The organism is Chitinophaga sp. RCC_12 (assembly GCF_041360695.1).
GTDB lineage: Bacteria > Bacteroidota > Bacteroidia > Chitinophagales > Chitinophagaceae > Chitinophaga.
This window is the reverse complement of the sequence record NZ_JBFUPS010000005.1, coordinates 581,186-603,793: the sequence shown is the minus strand read 5'-3', so window position 1 is coordinate 603,793 and position 22,608 is coordinate 581,186. Positions and strand designations below refer to the sequence as shown.

The window sequence follows — 22,608 nt, the reverse complement described above, 5'->3', positions numbered from 1 at the left end:
TCAAAACTTCATAAAGTAGCATCATGTGTCACCGAATAATATTTCAGTTCTATCAGGTCGTTGGGCATGGGCTTGCTGTTCCAGGCGGAATGGATAGCCAGTGCGGCTCCCATCGCAGTAGCCTGCGCCATGGACGCGGCAAAGATTTCAATATCGGGAAACAGTGCCGCCAGCAGATTCATATAGATGGCATTTTTACTGAACCCACCGTCAACGAATATACGTTTTACGCGGGCTCCTTTCAGTACCCTGCTGGTAGCGATGTATTGCTGATTGGCGATATCCAGCATCAGCTGATGATAGGCTTCTGTATCTGAAGAAAAAGTATCCAGATCCCGCTGCCCGAATACAGATGCCTGCATCCGTTGTTTGTCGGCTTCCAGCTGCGGCGCATCCTGTTTATTTCTTTCCTTCAGCTGGCGGATGATGTTTCCATCGTATTCCACTCCACGATACCTGCCGGTATGCTGATCAAAATGTGTTGCAATACGCTTTACCTGTTGTTCATGCTCGTAGCCGGCAAACAGCCGGGAAGCCTTTACGGGCTTGCCCTGGAAAGACATGTAACATAAACAGTCCGCTTCCAGTTCTTCCGGTGTAAGCGGCGTATCATTAAATGGGTTTAAGCTGATACACCAGGTGCCGGTGGATATCAGTACAAAAGGTTCATGAAAATTTACCAGGTAAGGAATCAGTGCGGCGGAGCTGTCGTGCAGGCCGGTACCTACGGCATAGCTGTTACCCGGAAAGGCCGCGGGCATTACTTCTCCCGAAGAAAAAAGAGGCGCCAGCTTTTCCAGCACCCCTTCCTTTATTAACCACGAATGATAATTATTTTGTTTAAAATCCCACAGGTTGGTATGACAGCCAATACTGGTGATATCCGAGCAGGCGACACCCGACAGCAGGAAGCTCATGTATTGTGGCAGGTGTAACGCATATTTCATGCGGCTGAATACTTCGGGCTGCTCATATTTCAGCCGGTACAACTGCATACCGGAATTGAGGCTTCCTAATACCGGCGACGCCGTTTGCACGGAGAAAGCGGTTTTGCCGCCGTAGTTGCCGTAGAACTGCTGACTTAAAGTTTCCGGATATTCTTTCAGGTAGTTGTACAATGGAGTTAATGGGCGCCCTTCTTCATCGATGTATACGAGGCTTGCGCCATACGTTGAAAAATTGATAGCTTTGATCGTTACATCTTTTCTGCTGAATACTTCCCGCAGGGAATCAAATACGGAGAGCCGGAGGCTTTCCAGGTTTTCACAGGGCGCGCCATCTTCATCCACGGTTTCCGTAAAACGGGCGGTGCGCTCAAAGATGATCCTGTACTGTTCATCAAAGAGAAACAGTTTTTTGTTGGTTTTTCCAACATCAAAAATAGCAATAACGGGAATTTCGCTCATAAACACATTTAAATTACAAACCAGTCGCCATTGTTTTAGCGCCTCTTTCACGGATCAGGTGATCCCTCACTTTTTCAGCACGGTACAACGCCAGCGGATTCAATGCGCCGCCGGCCTGTATCCTGGCGGCAGCCACCAAAGAGCGTACATCTGTGCGGAACGCCTGTTGCAGTATTTCCTGCGCAGTAACCACATCGTTGTGCTGTTGCGCAGCCAGTAACTTTTTACGGTCTACCAGCAACGCCTGCGCATAGGTGATCATGATTGCTTCCACAGATTGCAGCAGGTCTTCCAGCGGGTCTTTCACGTTGTGCGAGGCATCTATCATCCATCCCAGGCCGGTAGTATGATTCATGCCGCGGGCATCCATTCCTTCCACCAGTTCGTTGAAGATCAGGAACAACTGATAGGGCTTGATGCTGCCTACGGTGAGATCATCGTCGCCGTACTTTGAATCGTTGAAATGGAAGCCGCCGAGTTTACCTTCCATCAGCAGCAGGGCTACAATCTGCTCAATGTTGGCATTGGGCAGGTGATGCCCCAGATCTACCAACGTATAGGCTTTAGGGCCCAGTTTATTGGCGTACAGGAGCGACTGCCCCCAGTCGCCCACCGTAGTAGAATAAAAATTTGGTTCCGCGGCTTTGTATTCCACGAACATTTTCCAGTTGTCCGGCAGCGCTGCATAAATTTCCTGCAGCCCTTCCAGCGTGTTCTGGAAAGCATGGCGGAAATTCAGCTGGCCGGGGAAGCAGGAACCATCGGACAGCCACACGGTGAGTGCATCAGAGCCCAGTTCTATACCATGGCGGATCACTTCTATGTTATGCTCAATGGCCTGTTTGCGGATGTCTTTATTGACATGCTGCAGCGAGCCGAATTTATAGCTCAGCTGCTGTCCGGGCTGATCCTGGAAAGTATTGGAGTTCATCGCATCAAAGCGGAGGCCGTGTTGCGCCGCCATGGCTTTGATATGCGCAGGATTGGACGGAATATCCCAGGGTATGTGCAGGGAAATGGCGCCGCTGGACTGGTTCAGCTGATGAATCAACCCGATGTCTTCGATCTTTTCTTCCAGGTTCCTGGGTTCACCGCCGCCGGGGAAACGCCCAAAGCGGGTACCGCCGGTTCCCAGCGCCCAGCTGGGAATGCCCACCTGGAAAGCCATCAGCTGCTGCACTATTTCAGGAACATTTTTAATTTCCCCGGAGAGATATTCAAATGCCCGCTGCTGCGCCGCCATTCCTGCCTGGTTATGTTCTTCTATCCTGTATTTTTCGATTCTCATGATGATCTTTTTTTACGCAGATAAAATAACATGCTTATCTCACAAAAGCCATTGCTACTCCACCATCTACATTCAGTACATTGCCGGTTGCCTTGTTAAGTAAGCCGCCTACAAAAGCATAGCAGGCGTTGGCAATATCTTCGGGTACGATGATTTCGTTTAACAGCGTACGTTTCGCATAAAATGCGGGCAGTTCTTCCACCTTTACGCCATATGCTTTGGCCCGGCCTTCAGCCCAGGCGCCTGCCCATATTTTACTATCGGAAATTACCGCATCCGGATTTACAACGTTTACGCGTATACGATCTTTTCCCAGTTCAGCGGCATTGAGCCTGCTCAGGTGCAGCTGGGCTGCCTTGGCAGAGCCATAGCCAGCATTGTTAGGACCGGAAACCAAAGCGTTTTTGCTGACGATGTTCAGCACGTCTCCACCGGTGTCCTGTTTGCGCATGATATCCACGCCGGCTTGCGTAACGAGGAACTGTCCTTTCACCAGTACGTCGTACAGCAGGTCCCAGTCTTTTTCTGTATGATCTTCCAGTGGCTTGGAGATCGATAACCCGGCGCAGTTCACGATGATATCGATGCCGCCAAAGGCCAACACGGCCGTGTCGTAGGTTTTACGGATGGATGCGGAATCGGTTACATCGAGCAGGTCAGCGGCAAACACATCTTTCCCGTACAATTTATTAAACTCTTCGGTAGCAGAGGCCAGTCGTTGTGCATCGTTATCGTTGATGACCACCACAGCGCCTTCCTCCGCAAACTTTTTAGCGATCGCTTTACCGATACCGCCGGCGCTGCCGGTTACCAGCGCTATTCTGCCGGTAAGTGCTTTAGGCTTGGGCATGCGTTGCAGCTTGGCTTCTTCCAGCAACCAGTATTCAATATTAAATGCTTCCTGTCGTGGCAGGGAAGTATATTCAGAGATGGCTTCCGCGCCTTTCATTACATTGATGGCGTTGATATAAAATTCAGCGGCCACCCTGGCGGTTTGTTTATCTTTTGCGAACGTGAACATGCCCACGCCGGGATACAGGATCACCACGGGGTTAGGATCGCGCATAGCCGGGCTGTTCGGATGTTTGCAGGTATCGTAGTATTCTTTATACATTTCCCGGTAGGCGGTAAATAACGGCGCCAGGGATGTTTTAATAGTGGCTACGTCTTTCAGGTCTGCATCTGGCAGCAGGTTTAGTACTAACGGGCTGATCTTCGTGCGCAGGAAGTGATCGGGGCAGCTGGTGCCCAGGGGCGCGAGCCTGTCGAGATCATTGGAATTAATAAATTCAAGCACTCTCGCATCATCTGTAAAATGGCCCACCATTTTCTGTTGGGAAGAGCAGTATCCGCGTAAAACCGGCGCCAGCGCAGCGGCCTGGGCTTTACGGTCGTCAGGCGACAAGGATTGTATTTTAGCGCCGCCAAACACTGGTTTATGGCGGCCGGTGTTTTCTTCCAGGTATTCTGCGCAGCGTTCAATTACTTCCAGGGTATTGATATAACTTTCGTAGGCGGTATCGCCCCAGGTGAACAGGCCATGAGAGCCCAGCATGATGCCGCGGATCCCGGGATTTTCGTCGAGGCACTGCTTTAATTGCAATCCGAGGTCAAATCCGGGCTTCTGCCAGGGTACCCAGCCGATGGTGCCGTTAAAGAGCTCCTGTGTGATTTTCCGGCCATCTTTTGCGGCTGCAATAGCAATGGCAGCATCCGGATGGAGGTGATCGATATGTTTGAAAGGGAGAAAACCATGCAGAGGGGTATCAATGGAGGGCGCTTTTGAGGCGAGATCGTAAATACAGTGGTTAAACAATTCCACCATTTCATCTTCATGCGCTATTCCCCGGTAAATATTTTGGAGGCTGCGAAGGCGATCTACATACAAAGCGGCAAGGCCACTTTTTTTGAGCGTGCCCAGGTCCCCGCCGGAGCCCTTTACCCACATCACTTCTACTGGCTCTCCCGTTAAAGGATCTTTTGCGGTGGCTTTGCAGGAGGTGTTGCCACCACCGTAGTTGGTCAACCGGAGGTCTGCGCCGAGTAAATTGGAACGATAGATCAGCAAGGCTACTTCATCACCAGCCATAGTGGCCGCTGTTGCTTCATCCCATAAATAGCTGACATGCCTGAATTGCGTGGTAGTTCCATCTAAAGACATACTCTATAATTTTTACGTTTTTAATTGCGATAATGCGGAGGGTTAATTTTCTAAAGAATTACCATATCCGACCAGGACTACAGAAAGAATAATAGTGAATATACCCAGGGAAATAGTAACGAATGTTTTTTTACTGGCATTTTTCCATTCCTTCAGCACAAAACCCCACATACCGGAAATCAGGATAATAAAAGCCATGTGCAGGATCCAGGAGCTGGCGTCGTTACCCAGTTTACTTTCTCCCATTCCATAAAAAAAGAATTGCAGGAACCACGTAGTACCCGCGATCGCTGCAAACAGGTAGTTTTTCACCAGCGGGGTGTTTTTATTCGTATAGTCATTGAACGAGCGGTTACGCCTGTTGAGCAGCATGCACCAAATAAAATTGGTGGTGAGCCCTCCCAGCATAATCACTACAAAAATAACATTGTTCCGGAACAAAGGGTTAGCGTTATTCGCTACTGCGGCTTTGCCCATGCTGTTGCCGGCAGTAATGGCAAAACTCATACAGGCGCTCAGGATACCGGAAACAATGGCTACGGCCAGTCCTTTGCGGAGATCAAATTCGCGGATGCTTTCGGTTTTCTGTTCACCGGTGAGTTCCTTTTCCTTCAGCATACCGGCTTTCCCGCAAATGGCAATCCCCACCAGGCATACCGCCACGCCGCATAACACGTATAATCCCCTGCTGCTGTGAAACATGGCCCCCAGTGTATTGGCGTCCTCTGTAAACAGTCCGCGGTAAATAGGTGGTATCAGTGCGCCAAAGGCGGAACAAAAGCCCAGTGCTACAGCCATTCCCAGCGACATCCCGAGGTAACGCATGGATAAACCGAACGTTAAACCGCCAATACCCCACAGCACGCCCAGGAAATAAGTCCAGAAAAGAACAGTGCCTTCTGTATTACGGATAATATCCATAAACCCCGGAACGGTTAACCAGGCAGCCAGCAACGGAACTACCAGCCAGGAGAAGATCCCGCCCACAATCCAGTAGCTTTCCCAACTCCACCCCTTTACCTTTTTGTAAGGGATATAGAAACTTCCCGATGCGAACCCACCTATGAAATGAAATAAAACTCCCAGTAAAGCCTGCATAATGATGTAGTAATTTGTAACGTGGAAACGAATGTTCCATAAAAATAAAACATGTAACTTTTAAAACTGTCATGGACTGTCATGGTTCCGGCAGGAGATAGTAATTGTAGAATTAAATCACTATCATTGTCGTGAAAACAGCCATGTCAGCACCTGATAGCTAATTCCGCGGATTAACACCTGATGAGCCATGAAACAGCATCCGATCTTTAAATACCTTTTTATTGATGATTTTTCTGCCACGCCTAAATATTACCAGCTGGCCAACTCCATCATCAAAGCTATTGTGGACAAAAAAGTGCAGCAGGATGATATACTGCCGTCCATCAATGAAGTCAGCTATGCCTTTGAAATTTCGAGGGATACCGCAGAGAAAGCATACAAATACCTGAAAGGGCTGGGTATCCTGGGGTCCGTTCCCGGAAAAGGCTACTATGTGTCGCAAACCAATCTTGACCAACAATTTAAGATACTGCTGCTGTTCAACAAACTGAGCGAGCACAAAAAAATCATCTATGATTCGTTTGCAGACAAGCTGGGAGAACAGGCCAATATCGACTTCTATATTTATAACAGCGATTTCAGTCTCTTTAAAAAACTGCTATCCCAGAATATCAATGAATATACACATATTGTGATACTTCCGCACTTCCGGGAAAGATGGGAGCATGTGGATGAAGTGATCAATACCATCCCGAAAGAAAAACTGATCCTGCTGGATAAAAAGCTGAAAGGCGTAACCGGCGAATACGGCGCAGTATACGAGAATTTCCAGGAAGATATTTACGGCGCCCTAGAACAGGCCAGGGACAAGCTGCAGCAATACCACACTATAAAAATCATTTACCCCGATAATACCTATTACCCGGAAGAAATTTACGAAGGATTTATGCAGTTCTGTCAGAACTATGCCTTCAACAGCAAGAAGGTGGAAGAAATAGGCGAAGAAGATATTCAGCCGGGAGATGTATATATTAACCTGCGGGAAAACGACCTGGTATTACTGATAGAAAGGATTATTTCCTTAAACCTGAAGATAGGTAAGGATGTAGGGATCATTTCGTACAACGAAACACCGTTGAAAAAATTCATTCTCAACGGCATCACCACTATTTCCACCGACTTTAAGTGTATGGGAGAAATGGCCGCACAGCTGATACTGGATAACTCCCGGGCACAGATAGAAGTGCCCTTTTATGTGACCATGCGGGCATCTTTGTAATTATCTTACCTTTGGGCTATCAAAAACGGAACAACATGGAAACACCAGGCGCATCCAAAGACCCGCTGCATGGACTAACACTGGAAAAAATAGTGACACATCTTTATGAAAGCTATGGCTGGGAAGAACTGGGCTACCAGGTAAGGATTAATTGCTTTATCAGCAATCCTTCTGTGCAGAGCAGTTTAAAATTCCTCCGTAAAACGCCATGGGCGCGTAAAAAGGTAGAGGATTTTTATGTGTATTCTTTACGGAAGAAGTTATTGAAGTAGTGTCCGGAACCGGACACGCACCTTTTCAAAACCGGACATCCCTCCTCTTTTAATCTTTCTTTACCTACTGAAAACCAGCATTTTAATATGATGGCATTTACTTCGCTGCAAGTTAGCTCCATCCTATAAATTGCATTTGCATGTTCAGCAGTTACATTAAAACAGCTTTCAGGACGATCACGCGGAATCTCAGCTATACATTTCTGAATGTATTTGGCTTAACGCTTAGCATTGCTGCCTGCCTGATCATTTTTCTCATTGTAAAAAATGAGTTGAGTTACGATAGCTTCCACAAAAAAGCGGACCGGATTTACCGGGTAACATTTAATGCCCTCGATTATAATCCCAGCACCTCGCTGGCGGTAGTACCTGCGCTGCGTAACGATTTCCCGGAACTGGAACAGGTATCGCAATACTGGTACCAGGGTACCGGGCTTGTAAAAGCGGGTGATGCACGATACAATGAAAAAGGATTTGCTTTTGCAGATGCTGCCTTCCTGAAGATATTTGATTACCGCTGGCTGGCAGGAGATGCACGCACTGCGTTGTCGGAGCCGAACCAGGTGATACTGACGCAAAGTATGGCCCGAAAATACTTTGGCACTAAAGACCCACTGGGCCAGGTGATCAACCTCAACAACCAGTTTAATCTTAAAGTAACCGGCGTTATTGAAGATGTGCCGGGCAATACCAGTCAGCCTTTCGTGTTCCTGGTTTCCTACGAAACCATCCGGAAAGAAGCACTGGAGCAGGCCTCGTTTTACAGCATCAATGGAGGCAATGCATTTGTGTTGCTGCCGGAACACTATAATGTAGCGAAGTTACGGGCCAGGATGCCCGCCTTTATTACCAAAAACTGGGGCGCAGATGTTGCCGCCGGAACAAAGCTGTTGCTGCAACCGTTGAAAGAAATCCATTTTGACCAGCGTTACCAAAGCAGTCCTGACAGTCCTACCACAAGCCGGGAAACTTATTGGGGCCTCGCTATGGTGGCGTTGTTTATCATTATTACCGCCTGTATTAACTTCATCAACATGGCTACCGCACAGGCGATACGCCGTGCTAAAGAGGTAGGCGTACGTAAAGTGCTGGGGGCTTACCGTGGACAACTCATCCGCCAGTTCCTGTCTGAAACCGCATTACTGGTGTTGATTGCCGTTGTGCTGGGAACAATAGCTGCAGGCGTTTTGTTGCCATTTGTGGCCACCTGGATGAACGTGAAAATAGGAGTGTCACAATTGATGGAACCGGTTATTGCAGCGTTGCTGGCAGCAATAACGGTAACGGTTATACTTTTAGCGGGCCTGTACCCCGCCTTTGTACAGTCTGCCTTTCAGCCGGCAGCCTCCCTTAAAAGCAATACGGGTATTACTTTCCGGGGGCTGGGTTTAAGAAAGATCCTGGTATCCACCCAGTTTGGTATTTCACAGATCCTGATTGCAGGTACGCTGATAGTAGGCTACCAGATGGACTTCCTCCAGAACCGGGACCTGGGTTTTAATAAAGATGCCGTGGTTTCTTTCCGGGTTCCTGACAAGGAAAAACGCGATATTTTGCGGGAACAATTATTATCCAATCCAGGTGTGAAGCAGCTGAGCTTTGCTTCCGGACCGCCGGTAGGTGGTAGTAATTACGCTGCTTTTACCTGCCCTGAAGCCGGTGTTATCAAGGATGATGTAACAGAGATGAAAGCCATTGATGAACAATACCTGGATATGTTTTCCATCAAACTGCTGGCAGGCGAGAACCTCCGTAAATTAACAGATGCAGATACTGCACGCCGGGTGCTGGTCAATGAAACCCTGCTACATAAAATTGGCATACAAATACCGGAAAAAGCCATTGGCAAACGTTTCTATATCAATGGCAGCCCCACCCAGATTATGGGGGTGGTACAAAACTTTCAAAGCGAATCACGTTATAAAAAAGGAAGACCCTGTGTGCTGGAATACAGCTCCAATGGTTTTAGAACCGCCTGCGTAAAGATACAACCGGCAAATATGCGCAATACCCTTTCTGGTATCGATAAGACCTGGTCGGCGCTCTTTACGGAGAACCTGTTTGAATACGACTTCCTGGACGACCGGATTGCCAATTTATATAACCAGGAGCAAAAATTATATACCGCCTTCAAGCTTTTTTCGTCTCTTGCCATACTAATCGGTTGCCTCGGATTATACGGCCTGGTGGCCTTTGCAGCGGTTCAGCGCACTAAAGAAGTGGGTATCCGTAAAGTATTGGGCGCTTCCCTCCTGAACATCGTTGGGTTATTTGCAAAAGAATTCATTGTGCTGATCATCGTCTCCTTCGTCATTGCTGCACCTGTTGCCTGGTTTGTAATGGCCCGCTGGTTAGACAATTTCGCTTATCAGACCCATATCGGCGGCGGCATTTTCGTTATTGCGATCCTGGTATCTGTATTGATAGCAGGAGCCACCATCGCTTACCAGTCGGTGAAAGCCGGGCTGGCGAACCCGGTTAAAAGTTTACGGATGTAGCTACAGTTTAATTTTCAGCCCCATTTCACGTTTCATGGTAAGCAGGGCTTCGGCATTGCCTTTCGCGTCATCTACCGGGTGATGTGTATGGGTTGTTTTGCGCAGGTGTTTGAAGGTCTGGAAAGTATCTTTTGTGATGCCTTTGTACAAGCTGCCGAGGTTTTGGGAGCTAAATCCGAACGGGTTTTCACCGGTAAAATGATGAAAATACCAGCAGATAAACATCCAGTCGAACCCGTTGTTATCGCTGATAAAAATGGGCCGGTCCTTGCTAACGGAGATAATCCATTGTTTAAAATCCTGCATCACCTGTGCGGGATCATTGAAGCCCAGGGTTTCCTCCCGCGTATGATTAGAAACTGCCAGTGCTTCGGGAATAAATTTATCGGAAATGGGTTTCAGCTGACCGTAAAAAGTTTGGTTGAGTTGTTCATTTACCAGGACGGCGCCAAAAGAAATCATAGAGTAATCGCCGGGAATGGGACCGTCTGTTTCAACGTCCACCATAATAAAAGCCATGTGTTATAGTTTGTTGCCTTGGGTCACCAATGCGTTATACATCTCCTAAAAATATAAAAATATTATATAACAAAGAAAAAGGCATCCCGGCTATGCCAGGATGCCTTTAACGCCAAAGCGTTAACAGATTCTCTAATGGAGCCGCCCGGGTTAAACTAAATTAACCTTAGGTGTCCATGAATATTCTGTAGATAGCATGAATACCTCCTTTTCTTTGGTGAATAATGAAACTACAACAAAATATCTAAATTAGAAAACGTTACAACAAAAAAATAACATATCGTTGCAGCGGAATTATGTAAATAATTGTTAGCCATTGCCAGAACGCTGGTAAGAATAAATGAACGGCTTTTCAGTTTATTGCTTCTTTAATGCGGTGGCTATTGCTTTTTCTGCCAGTGGCCCCATCACGAGGTAGCCGGCTTTGTTAGGGTGTACACCGTCGTAGGTGAGCTCGGCTTTCAGGCCTTTTCTTTCATCAGCCATCGCCGTATAATAATCCAGGTATACACAATTATTTTTGGCAGCGTAGTTTTTAAGGCGCTGATTCAGGTCGGCGATCTTTCCAACCGGCTCCAGTCCTTTGCGCCATGGATAGTCAAATGCCGGTATTACGGAAGACAACACCACTTTGATACCGTTTGCTTTGGCCAGTTCCGCCATCGATACAATGTTCCCGAAAATTGTTTCCACCGGGGTAAAGCCGGTATTGCCCGCAATATCGTTGGTACCTGCCAGGATCACTACCACTTTGGGTTTCAGGTTAATCACATCAGGACGGAAGCGGATCAGCATCTGTGGCGTGGTTTGTCCGCTGATACCCCGGTTGATGTAGGGTTTGCCTTCAAAAAACTCCGGGTTCAGCTTCCCCCATCCGATGGTAATGGAATTACCCATAAATACCACCCGTTGTTCGCCTGGTTTGGGCGGGGTTACCTGGGCATTCGCTTCTTCAAAACACTTTAAACAGGCCCAGTCCTGCTTCATCAGTTCCTCGCGCTGCTTCTTTTCCTTTGCGGCGGCATCAGCGTCCGTGGTATTCTGTGCAAAAGCCGTAGTGCCCAATATGGCAAACAGGGCTACCAGTGTCAGGCTCTTTCTGTTCATGATCATACGTCAGGTTTTAACTATCTGCATTTTAATAAATGCAACGGAAAGTAACAATATTTTCCCGGCTTTTACAAACGCCTCTTTGATAACCGTTAACATGCCCTGATACAGGACAGTACAGGACAGTACAGGACGCAACAGGACAGGAATGTATTATTCTTCCGCTAAATTTATTTCCGTTAAGTAATGCCGTTTCATCAAACCAAATTCCACTCGTTATGATCAGAACTTCCACCCTTTATCAAAAAGGATCTTTCTTTCCCGCACGTTTTGGCATCACTTGCTCCGCTCTGTTATTCATCAGCACTTTCACCTATGCACAAAAGAATAACGTTGGCGGTCAGGTAACAGATGCAGGAACGGGCTCGCCGCTACCAAGTGTAACCGTTGGCGTTAAAGGTACCAGCCAGGGTGCATTCAGCGATGCCAACGGCAGATATACGATTTCCGCCAGTCCGTCAGACTCCCTTGTTTTCAGCATCATCGGTTATGCCAGTAAAACTTATGCTGTGGGTAACCGTACCCGCATCAGCGTTCAGCTGGAGCCAAGTAATAAAGTACTCAACCAGGTAGTGGTTGTAGGATATGGTACCCAGCAGAAAAAAGATGTAACGGGATCTGTGGGTATTGTTACCATGAGAAATATTAAAGACATGCCGGTGGCTGGTCCCGACCAGGCATTAGCCGGCCAGATTGCCGGTATCCAGGTGAGTACTTCCAATGGTATTCCCGGTGGCGGTCCGCAGGTACAGGTACGCGGCATCGGCGCAGTGGGTGCAGGCAGCCAGCCCCTCTACGTAGTGGATGGTTATCCGCTGGCATCTTCTTCCGACCAGGTATCTGATCCGATGAACGCTATTAACCCGCAGGATATCGAATCTATGGCGGTGTTGAAAGATGCTTCTGCAACGGCTATTTATGGTTCAAGAGGCGCCAACGGCGTAGTGCTGATCACTACCAAACGAGGCAGCTCCGGTATTCCCCGCGTGCAGCTTTCAGCCAATTACGGCGTTCAGACCATCCCTGATAAAGGACGTCCGAACCTGATGAACGGACAGGAATTTGCGCAGTTCAGAAAAGAAGCGATTGAAGATAATATCCGTTTCACCGAACACCGCGAACCTACTGATGCCGACATACCGGAAGTTTACCGCAATCCGTCACTGATCGGTAAAGGCACTGACTGGTTTGATGCTATTACGCGAACAGCGCCCATGCAGGATATTAACCTGAGCGTGAGTGGTGGTACTGATAAAATCAGGACCTATGTCTCCGCTGGTTATTACAACCAGGATGGGGTGATCATCAACTCCGGCTACCGTCGTTTCACGGTAAGAGCCAATGTAGATGCAAATCTCTCCGACAGGTTCAAGGTAGGTTTTAACGTAGCCCCTTCTTATACCACGCGCAAAGGCAACACCAACGGGGAAGGCCGCGAAGGCGTTTTCGGTATTGCGAGTCCTATAGAGCCTATCTATAAAGCAGACGGCAGTTATAACGAATATATCCAGAGTCCGGGCACTTTTGGTCTCCCGAACCCGGTAATGATGCTCAATGAAGTGACCAACAAATCCAAGAGCACCCGTATTCTTTTTAATACTTACGGAGAATATGAAATTATAAAGAACCTGAAATTTAAATCCACTTTCAACGTAGATTACCAGGAAGGAAGCGCTGAGTTCTTCCGGCCTTCCACTATTGGTAACACCAATGCGGCGCCGCCAAGTATTCCTTCCGGAGGTTACATCACCGGAAATTACCTGAACTGGCTGAATGAAAATACGCTCACTTACCAGTACACCAGCGGCAGCGGGCATGCCTTTACCGGGTTGCTGGGATATAGTGTACAATCACAGAAGGAACAAAATGTGGGCATCAATGCGGCCAACTTCCCGGACGATGATATTAAAACTATCAATGGTGCGGCTACCCTCACCAATAATCCTAATGTGACAGATAAAACAGAGTGGGCATTATTATCTTACCTGGCCAGGGTAAACTATGCTTATAAAGATAAATACCTGGTAACTGCTACTGTAAGAAGTGATGGTTCTTCCCGCTTTGGTCCCAACAACCGCTGGGGTACATTCCCTTCCGTGGCGTTGGGATGGCGCGTATCACAGGAAGATTTCATGAAGTCCTCCCGTATATTCAGCGACCTGAAGATAAGGGCATCCTATGGTTTCTCCGGGAACTTCAATATCGGTAACTACACCTACATGAGCAGCATCGGTACCAGTGATTATGTACTGGGTGGTGCGCTGAATGGCGGCCGTGTGATGAATACCCTCGGCAATCCAAATCTTGGCTGGGAAAAAATGCGTGAATTAAATATAGGCGTTGACGTTGGTTTGCTGAAAGACCGCATCTACCTGACCATCGATGCTTATAAAAGAAATACACAGGACCTGCTGTTAAACGTGGAAGTACCGCAGTCCAGCGGCTTTACCACCGTAACAGAGAACAGTGGCGACATGGAAAACAAGGGACTGGAAATTGGTATCTCCTCCCGTAATATAGAATCCAAATCTTTCACCTGGACCACCAACTTTAACATTGCCTTCAACCGCAACAAGGTGCTGGCATTGGGAAAAGACAATGCCCCTATCTATTCCGGTAACAGCAGTGAAGGCAATCCTACCAACGTAAGCATTGTAGGCCAGCCGCTCGCCATGCTGTATGGATATGTATTTGACGGCATTTACCAGAACCAGGCGGAAGTAGATAAAGGCCCTGCTTTCCCCGGCGCTATTCCGGGTAATATCCGCTTTAAAGATATCAGCGGCAATGGTGTGATTAATCCGCGGGAAGATTTCGCAATCATCGGTAATCCGTATCCCGACTTCAACTGGGGTTTAACCAATATCCTGAACTACAAAAAATTTGACCTACGTGTATTGGTGGTTGGCTCTATGGGCGCTGATCGCTTACATGCCACCAATGATTACAACGGTAATATCGACGGTGTATTTAATGTACGTAAAGATGTAGCCAACAGGTGGAGATCAGAATCCAACCCCGGCAACGGAAAAGTACCTACCACCAATGGTTCCGGACGTGGCAGGGTAATGTACCGCGACGTAAGTTCACTGACTGTAGAAAAAAATAATTATGCGTGGGTGAAGAATATTACACTGGGTTACAGTCTTCCTAAGATGGGATTTGTGGAAAGTGCCAGGGTATACGTAAGTGTGCAGAATGCCATCCTGTTTACCAACTACAGCGGCAACCCTGAAGTAACCAACTACATGGGCAAAGGTGGAAGCGGCGCGCTGGTACCTGGAATCGACTACTCCAGTTACCCGGTTCCAAGAATTTATTCACTGGGCGCCAATCTCTCCTTTTAATTCAGTCAAAAAAAGAATAGCAACATGAAAACTAAGATACCTTTTATCGCGCTGCTTGCGATCGCACTGAATGGATGTACTAACATGCTGGATGTAAAGCCAAATTCTTTTTCCAGCGGATCCAACTATTATACTACTGAAGCACAGGTACTCCGTGCGGTGAATGGCTGTTACGGCGTATTACAGGAATTTTATACCGGCGACTACTGGGCGATGGCGGAAATGAGAGCTGATAATACCAACTACCAGTATGATGAAAGTGACCGTGGTGCGCAGCAACGGGAAGAGATCGATGAGTTCCTGATCACTCCTACCAATAACTATGTGAACAATGTATGGACACAGATATACAGAAACATACAGCAGTCCAACGTGATCATTACCCGTATTGATGGCGTAAAATTTTCCAACGACGCAACTAAAAAACAGTATCTCGGTGAAGCTAAATTCCTCCGGGCCCTGTACTACTTTCACCTGGTACGCCTTTTTGGTGGCGTGCCCTTGCTGGTGAAGGAAGTAGCAAGCCCGGATGAGGCTTCCACCCCGAAAAAAGCCACGGTGGAAGAAGTATATGCCCAGATCATTGCGGATGCCACAGAAGCCGCTGCCAATCTGCCTGCCAGCTACTCCGGCGGCGACATCGGCCGGGCTACCAAAGGTGCTGCACTTACTTTACTGGGTGAGGTTTACCTGACCATGAAAGATTATCCAAAGGCAGTAACCACCTTACAACAGGTAACCACACTGAACTATTCACTGGTAGATAATTATGCAGATAATTTTGATCCGGCGAAGAAAAACAATTCAGAATCCATTTTTTCCGTTCAGTACAACTCCGGCATCGAAACAGAAAGCAGCAATTATATTTTCAACTTCGGTCCACGCAACGGTAAAAAAGACCTGACCGGCTTCAATGGCAACCTGGGCGGCGTAAATATGCCAACTCCCAGTATTGTGAATGCGTATGATGCAAAGGACAAAAGAAAGGATGCATCTATTTTTATGTACTCCAGTCCGACCAATGCAGCTTTCGCAGAATCAGTTGCCTTTGGTGGCAAACTGCCGCTGATCCGGAAGTTCTATCATCCGCCGTATGCGCTTGATGGCCGTGCAAATGAAAACTGGCCGGTGTACCGTTACTCCCAGGTATTGCTGATGCTTGCAGAAGCCATCAATGAAACCGGTACCGGCAACCCGCTGCAGTATATCAATCCCGTGCGTCAACGGGCTGGGCTGGATCCTTTGCCTGCTTTGAGTCAGAGCGCTTTCCGCGACACCGTTTTTCACGAGGTGCGTGTAGAACTCGCCTTTGAAGACAATCGCTGGTATCAGCTGCTCCGCACCGGTAAAGCCGTTTCCGTAATGACAGCCCACGGAATAGAAGAAAAGAAAAGGCTGACCAGGCTCAGCCCGGCATCATATAACATACAGCCGTTCCAGTTATTATTTCCGATTCCTGAAAGAGAAATCAGGTTGAATGGATTTGAACAAAATACCGGCTGGTAAAAAAAGTTGGAAAAAACGGGAAAACGTTTACTATATTACTACAGCTATAGTAAACGTTTTCCCATATCAATAGTATCAACTCAGGAACCTATTCAAGATTATATTATGACCACGTTACGTAAAAGAGCCTTCCCGCTGCTGTTGTTGGTTTCCACCGTTCTGATGACCGGTGTGGCCTGCAATAACGGAAACGACTCAACGTCAGAGACTAAAGAGACTAAGTTAACCGGCAATCCGAAAATCGATGCCCTGAAATTACCTGATAATTTTAAGGCAGAGCGGTTGTACAGTCCGGGCGACAATAACCAGGGCTCCTGGGTGTCAATGGCCTTTGATGACAAAGGGCGCATGATCGTGTCCGATCAGTATGGTTTTCTTTACCGGTTGCAGCTCCCTGCCGTAGGGGAAGATTCTGCCAAGCTGAAAATAGAACAGCTAAGGATTGGCAATGATACTTCCACACAAAAAGTATCTATGGGCTATGCACAGGGGCTGCTGTATGCCTTCAACAGCTTGTATGTAATGGTGAATCACAACAGTGACGACCGTTTCGACAAAGGCAGCGGATTGTATCGTTTACAGGATACCAACGGCGACGACCAGTTTGATAAGATCACACTGCTGAAAGCACTGGAAGGCGAAGGAGAACACGGCCCGCACAGCATTGTATTATCTCCGGATAAAAAATCCATCTATGTGATTGCCGGTAATTTTACCAAAATTCCGAAGATGAATAACTATAAAGTGCCGCCATCCTGGAACATCGACAACGTGTTACCGTTTATCAAGGACCCCAACGGTCATGATAATACGGTGAATACACATGGCGGATGGATAGCGCATATCGATTCTACCGGTAGCAACTGGGAACTCATCAGCTCCGGCTACCGTAATCCCTTTGATCTTACTTTTAATGATGCCGGTGATATGTTCACCTATGACTCAGATATGGAATGGGATTTTGGTACCCCCTGGTACCGTCCTACCCGTATATGCCAGGTAACCAGCGGCAGCGAATATGGATGGCGCCCCGGTACGGAGAAATGGTCTCCCGCCTATCCCGATAACTTACCACCGCTGCTCAACATTGGCCAGGGCTCCCCTACCAACCTGATCTATGGCGGCAATGCGCGGTTCCCCGAGAAATACCGCAAATCATTATTTGCATTCGACTGGAGCTTTGGTATCATCTATGCCATCAGCTTACAACCGGATGGCGCTTCTTACAGGGCAGGTGCAGAAGAATTCCTGTCGGGTTCACCACTGCCGTTAACGGATGGTATGATCGGTCCTGATGGTGCATTGTATTTCCTGACCGGTGGCCGCAGACTGGAATCTGATCTCTACCGCGTATACTATAAAGACAATAAAGAGGATAACGAACCTTTGGCTGCAACAGCGCCTACAGAGGGCGCTAAGATCCGCAAACAGCTGGAAGCCTACCACGGCGGTGCAAAAGAAGGCGCAGTTGAGTTTGCGTGGCCTTACCTGAAAAACAGTGACCGCTTTATCCGGTTCGCAGCAAGGATAGCCATCGAAAATCAACCGGTAAGCCAGTGGCAGAATAAAGTATTACAGGAAAAAGATCCTGAAACCCTGATCCAGGGAGCGATAGCGCTCGCACGCCAGGGCAAGGAAGATGTAAAGAAGCTCCTGCTGCCGCAACTGATGACTATCAACTATGCGCAGTTGTCGCCTTCCCAGCAGATTGACCTGCTGCGTGCTTTTGAACTCGTATTTGTACGCATGGGTAAACCAGATGCAGAACAGTCCGCGCAAATAGCCGCCTACCTTGATCCGCAGTATCCTGCCACTACCAACGATCTGAACAGGTCGCTGAGTAAAGTACTGGTATATATCAATGCACCCAATGCCGTAGAAAAAACAATGGCCTTGCTGGCAAGTGCCAAAGATGATACTGCTGCCGCTAAAACTGCCATGAAATCAGCCGACCTGATCATGCGTAATCCGCAGTATGGACTGGACATTGCAGGTATGTTATCTAAAATGCCACCATTACAGCAAACCTGGTATGCAACGATATTAAGCCAGGCTAAAAGCGGATGGACACCTGAATTACAGGAACAATATTTCCATTGGTTTTATAATGCCTTCACTTTTAAAGGCGGGCATAGTTTTATCGGCTTTATCAACAACGCCAGGAAAAACGCGTTAGCCAATGTGCCGAAAAAAGAGTTTGCACACTTCAACCAGATTTCCGGCGATTCGCTGTTAAACAGCGGCGGTAACCTGGCCGCAGGCTTTGCGCAGCCAAAGGGTCCGGGCAGAAGATGGACAGTAGAAGAAGCACTTAAAATAGTGGACAGCACTACCGGCAAACGCGACTTTGAACAGGGCCGGGCAATGTTTGCCACAGCGTTATGCAGCTCCTGTCATGGTATGCGTGGCGAAGGCGGCGTAGCCGGACCGGATCTAACGCAGCTGGGTACACGTTTTTCCAATAAAGATATTCTCGAAGCAATTATTGAACCCAGCAAAACAATCTCTGACCAGTACGAAGCCACCGTGTTTTCTTTAAAGAATGGGAGCTCCGTAGTAGGACGGCTGGTAAGCCAGGATAAGGATAAGTACGTGATTTCACAGAACCCATTTGCTACACAGGATCAGCGCGAACTGCTGAAGAAAGATGTAACCGGAACAAAAGCATCCAAAGTTTCAGTGATGCTGCCGGGGTTAATTAACCGTTTGAATGAAGAAGAGCTGAGAGACTTAATGGCTTATCTGAAATCCGGCGGTAACAAACAGGATTCTGTTTTCCTTGCTCCCAAGCAGCTGGGTCGTAAATAATATTTTTTTGGAAGATAAATAACGCGTGGATGGCATTGAATAATCAGTCGTGGCAACATAAACTCTCGAATCATTTTCAACTGGGAGGTATAGAAACGGCGGTGCTGGACAACGGCCCCGGAAGGGGCACCCGCATTGCCTGGATCAATACCGGTACCGGGCTGCGTTATAAGGTAGTCATCGACCGGGCCATGGATATTGCAGATGCGTTTTATCATCAGCATAGCCTGGCCTGGTTAAGTCATGGCGGTATTACTGCACCCACCCGCGGGGCGAACAAAGGTTTGGACTGGCTCCAAACCTTTGGCGGTGGACTGATTACCACCTGCGGACTGATGCATGTTGGCGGTCCGGAAACCGATGAATACGGAGAACGCGGTTTGCATGGTCCTATCAGCAATACGCCCGCTGAAATTGTTTCCATCATACAACCCGACCCTGTGGCGGGGCAGATGGAGATGAGCATTACCGGGATCATGCTGCAAACCAGCGTCCTCGGGGCAAAGCTGATGCTGAAACGTACCATTTCCGGCACACTCGGTAAAGCAGAGATCCGGGTACATGATGAAGTAGTGAACAGGGGCAATATCACGGCGCCGCATATGTTATTGTATCATTTCAATTTCGGCTGGCCGCTGGTAGATGAAGGTGCGGACATTTGCTGGAAGGGGAACTGGGTTTCCCGGGAAGGCAATCCGGATCACATTTTTAATGCGGATCACAACTATAAAAAATGCCTCGCGCCGCTGGATAGTCATGCCGGCAGCGGTGAAGAAGCCGCGATCATTGATCCCGTGGCAGATGCCGGCGGATGGTGCACCTGTGGTGTACACAACGCAGCACTGCAACTGGCTTTTTCACTGCGGTTTAAGAAAGCGCAGTTACCGGTGCTTACCAACTGGCAGCACTGGGGCAAGGGCGAATATGTGATGGGGCTGGAACCCGGCACCCATCCGCCTACCGGGCAGGCAAAGGCCCGCAGGGAAGGTACGCTGCTATTCATGGAACCGGGCGAACACCGCGAATATGAATTGCAGATAGACCTGTTACATACCGACGAAGACATCAAATCATTTCTCACTGATCTTTTATAATCATTTTAAAGCTCATGGAAAAAACAAGCTTAGCAGAAAAAGCACTCGAACAGGGACAAGGGATTCTCCGGCTGGCACCAAACTGGGTACCCAGATCATTTTGTGTGCCAGGACGGCGGATCAAATTACACCCGGACGATTATTACGTCCTGGGAGGCGAACGTGGCGGCATCGATGAACGTTGGTTGTCGTCCACCACTCCGGCAAAGAACGGCCCTTTAACAGGCGAAAATGAAGGTTTAAGCATGGTGGTAGTAAATGACGGCAACGGTACGCAGCAATTTTTACTGAAAGATGCCATTGATGCGTTAAAAGATAAACTGATCGGGAAACGTTTATGGGATACCTATGGCGCGTGGCCGATGTATTCCAAGTTCTTTGATAACATGGGACCGCTCCCCCACCATATTCACCATAACGATGAAAAGGCAGCGCTGATCGGACAGGCCGGCAAGCCTGAGGCTTACTACTTTCCGCCGCAGCTGAATAATCATGGCGGTGATTTTCCTTATACTTTCATGGGTATTGCTCCGGGCACCACCCGCGAACAGATCAAGGAATGCCTGTTGAATTTTACCAAGGGAGATAATAAGATCACGAACTACTCACAGGCTTATCGCCTGGAACCGGGCACCGGATGGGATGTTCCACCGGGACTCTTACATGCGCCGGGGAGTTTATGTACTTACGAACCACAAAAAGCTTCGGATGTATTTGCGATGTACCAGTCGCTCGTAAACGAAGCCATTGTTCCTGAAGTATTGCTCTGGAACGGCACGCCCAAAGAGAGCATCGGCGATTACGATGCGTTGATGGATGTGATTGACTGGGAACTGAACGTGGATCCCAACCAGTTCCAGAACCGGTTTATGCCGCCTGTAACAGCAGCTAACGGGGATGGTTATACGGAGAATTGGGTGTGCTACAAATCGGATGCTTTCAGCGCCAAAGAGCTGACCGTAGCGCCCGGCGCCACGGTAGTTATTAAAGACAGCGCCGCCTATGGCATCATCCTCATGCAGGGACACGGCAAAATGGGCGTATGGGATATTGATACGCCGGCGCTGATCCGCTACGGACAGTTAACCAACGATGAGTTCTTTATCAGCGAAGCAGCGGCTGTTGCAGGAGTGAAAATCGTCAACCACTCCGCTACTGATCCAATTGTGATGCTGAAACATTTTGGTCCGGGTAACCCCGACCTCGTGTTATAATCTTTTAAAAACGACGTTATGAAAGATAATAATTATCCAAAGCTGCACAACGCCACCTGGCCGGGCATTGTAGGAAAAGGAGATGGCGCAGAGCCTATCATTTCGTTTGACACATTGCTGGAAATGACCGCCAACGCAGCAGTCAATGGCGTTAAGTTTGACGGTATCGACATCGGGTTGTTTGACCCGCATGTATCCGCAGACAGCTCAGACGATGACCTGAAAAGACTGGTAGAAAAAGTTTCCTCTTATAACCTGGAGATAGGCAGCCTGGTGGCGCCAATCTGGGCGCCCAGCGGCGGCTCCGCAATGGGCAGCAAAGAAGATCGGGCTAAGTTTGTAGAGCAGGTGCGGAAGTCGTGCCACGTAGGCAAACGCCTGCGTGACCTCGGCATCCGCCCCAGTGGAGTGGTGCGCATCGACTCTGCCTGCAGCCCGGAAGACTGGGCCAAAGATCCCGCAGGGAATACAAAGCTGATTGCGCAAACCTTCCGGGAAGCGTGTGATGTTGCTGCCGATTATGGTGAGAGACTCGCCGCAGAAGGTGAGATCTGCTGGGGTGGAATGCACAGCTGGAAAGCAATGCTGGATACCCTTGAGGCAGTAGACCGGCCCAACATCGGGTTCCAGGCAGATATGTCGCATACGTTTTTGTACCTGCTGGGTTATAACAGTCCGGAAGACAGGATACTGCCGGCCGACTTTGAATGGAGCGACCGCGAGGCGATCAAAGCCGGGCTCAGAAAGCTTACACAGGCCCTTCGCCCGTGGATGATCGATTTCCACGTAGCACAAAATGATGGTACCGTGCATGGCACCGGCTCCCATGATAAAACCGGCCGCCACTGCCTGGCCACTGATCCCAACGGGAAATTGAATATTGCAGAAGATGCAGGCTTCTGGCTGCGCGACGACAAAGGAGAACTCACGAAGGCAGTGAAACATATCTGCTGGGATGGTTGCATGTTCCCCAATGCCGTAATGACGCAGGCAAAAACCTGGAACGATATCCTCGCCGCCATGATCGCCGTAAGACAACAGCACGGCTGGCAGGAATAGTTTTTT

General features: G+C 48.4%; 15 protein-coding genes. 9 read left to right on the top strand and 6 right to left on the bottom strand.

All coding sequences use genetic code 11. From position 1 onward, the window contains the following. Positions 1-8 precede the first annotated feature (8 nt). Genes AB6805_RS18225 through rhaT form a run of 4 tightly spaced genes read right to left on the bottom strand, consistent with a single transcriptional unit; the run spans position 9 to position 5,953 of the window. Positions 9-1,406 (bottom strand): FGGY-family carbohydrate kinase, encoded by a 1,398-nt coding sequence (locus tag AB6805_RS18225; RefSeq protein WP_370910879.1) that lies wholly within the window; start codon positions 1,404-1,406, stop codon positions 9-11. 13 nt (positions 1,407-1,419) lie between these two features. Next, on the bottom strand, positions 1,420-2,694 hold the full coding sequence (locus AB6805_RS18220) for a sugar isomerase (RefSeq protein WP_370910878.1): 1,275 nt from the start codon (positions 2,692-2,694) through the stop codon (positions 1,420-1,422). 34 nt (positions 2,695-2,728) lie between these two features. Further along, positions 2,729-4,855, bottom strand: a complete 2,127-nt coding sequence (locus AB6805_RS18215) for a bifunctional aldolase/short-chain dehydrogenase (RefSeq protein WP_370910877.1) — start codon at positions 4,853-4,855, stop codon at positions 2,729-2,731. Positions 4,856-4,897: 42 nt separating this feature from the next. Then, positions 4,898-5,953 carry an L-rhamnose/proton symporter RhaT gene (rhaT, locus tag AB6805_RS18210; protein WP_370910876.1) on the bottom strand — a complete coding sequence of 352 codons (1,056 nt, stop codon included), beginning with the start codon at positions 5,951-5,953 and terminating at the stop codon, positions 4,898-4,900. A gap of 190 nt (positions 5,954-6,143) precedes the next feature. Here rhaT and AB6805_RS18205 point away from each other — a divergent pair, with 190 nt between their 5' ends. The 3 genes from AB6805_RS18205 to AB6805_RS18195 all read left to right on the top strand — a co-directional run bounded on the left by AB6805_RS18205 (position 6,144) and on the right by AB6805_RS18195 (position 9,945). Beyond that, on the top strand, positions 6,144-7,175 hold the full coding sequence (locus AB6805_RS18205; protein ID WP_370910875.1) for a GntR family transcriptional regulator: 1,032 nt from the start codon (positions 6,144-6,146) through the stop codon (positions 7,173-7,175). Between the two features lie 35 nt (positions 7,176-7,210). After that, positions 7,211-7,447 carry a VF530 family DNA-binding protein gene (locus AB6805_RS18200; RefSeq protein WP_370910874.1) on the top strand — a complete coding sequence of 79 codons (237 nt, stop codon included), beginning with the start codon at positions 7,211-7,213 and terminating at the stop codon, positions 7,445-7,447. Between the two features lie 140 nt (positions 7,448-7,587). Next, the gene (locus AB6805_RS18195) at positions 7,588-9,945 is read left to right on the top strand and encodes an ABC transporter permease (protein ID WP_370910873.1); all 2,358 of its coding nucleotides are present in this window, start codon (positions 7,588-7,590) and stop codon (positions 9,943-9,945) included. On the opposite strand, the gene AB6805_RS18190 is transcribed toward AB6805_RS18195, so the two are convergent. Continuing rightward, a complete protein-coding gene (locus tag AB6805_RS18190; protein WP_370910872.1) occupies positions 9,946-10,464 on the bottom strand; it encodes a 3'-5' exoribonuclease domain-containing protein in 519 nt (172 codons plus the stop codon). A gap of 357 nt (positions 10,465-10,821) precedes the next feature. Next, entirely contained in the window at positions 10,822-11,577 is a 756-nt protein-coding gene (locus tag AB6805_RS18185; RefSeq protein ID WP_370910871.1) for an SGNH/GDSL hydrolase family protein, read from the bottom strand. 215 nt (positions 11,578-11,792) lie between these two features. On the opposite strand from AB6805_RS18185, the gene AB6805_RS18180 reads away from it, so the two are divergent. The 6 genes from AB6805_RS18180 (at position 11,793) to AB6805_RS18155 (ending at position 22,602) form a co-directional block, all read left to right on the top strand. After that, positions 11,793-14,921, top strand: coding sequence for a SusC/RagA family TonB-linked outer membrane protein (locus tag AB6805_RS18180; protein WP_370910870.1), 3,129 nt, complete (start codon positions 11,793-11,795; stop codon positions 14,919-14,921). A 24-nt stretch (positions 14,922-14,945) separates the two neighbouring features. Further along, positions 14,946-16,427, top strand: coding sequence for a RagB/SusD family nutrient uptake outer membrane protein (locus tag AB6805_RS18175; RefSeq protein ID WP_370910869.1), 1,482 nt, complete (start codon positions 14,946-14,948; stop codon positions 16,425-16,427). A 105-nt stretch (positions 16,428-16,532) separates the two neighbouring features. Further along, the gene (locus AB6805_RS18170) at positions 16,533-19,235 is read left to right on the top strand and encodes a c-type cytochrome (RefSeq protein ID WP_370910868.1); all 2,703 of its coding nucleotides are present in this window, start codon (positions 16,533-16,535) and stop codon (positions 19,233-19,235) included. 29 nt (positions 19,236-19,264) lie between these two features. Further along, on the top strand, positions 19,265-20,329 hold the full coding sequence (locus AB6805_RS18165) for an aldose 1-epimerase family protein (RefSeq protein WP_370910867.1): 1,065 nt from the start codon (positions 19,265-19,267) through the stop codon (positions 20,327-20,329). A gap of 14 nt (positions 20,330-20,343) precedes the next feature. Beyond that, positions 20,344-21,543: a class I mannose-6-phosphate isomerase gene (locus AB6805_RS18160; protein WP_370910866.1), complete on the top strand. Its 1,200-nt coding sequence runs from the start codon at positions 20,344-20,346 to the stop codon at positions 21,541-21,543. An 18-nt stretch (positions 21,544-21,561) separates the two neighbouring features. Next, positions 21,562-22,602 carry a sugar phosphate isomerase/epimerase family protein gene (locus AB6805_RS18155; protein ID WP_370910865.1) on the top strand — a complete coding sequence of 347 codons (1,041 nt, stop codon included), beginning with the start codon at positions 21,562-21,564 and terminating at the stop codon, positions 22,600-22,602. The last annotated feature ends 6 nt before the right edge of the window (positions 22,603-22,608 follow it).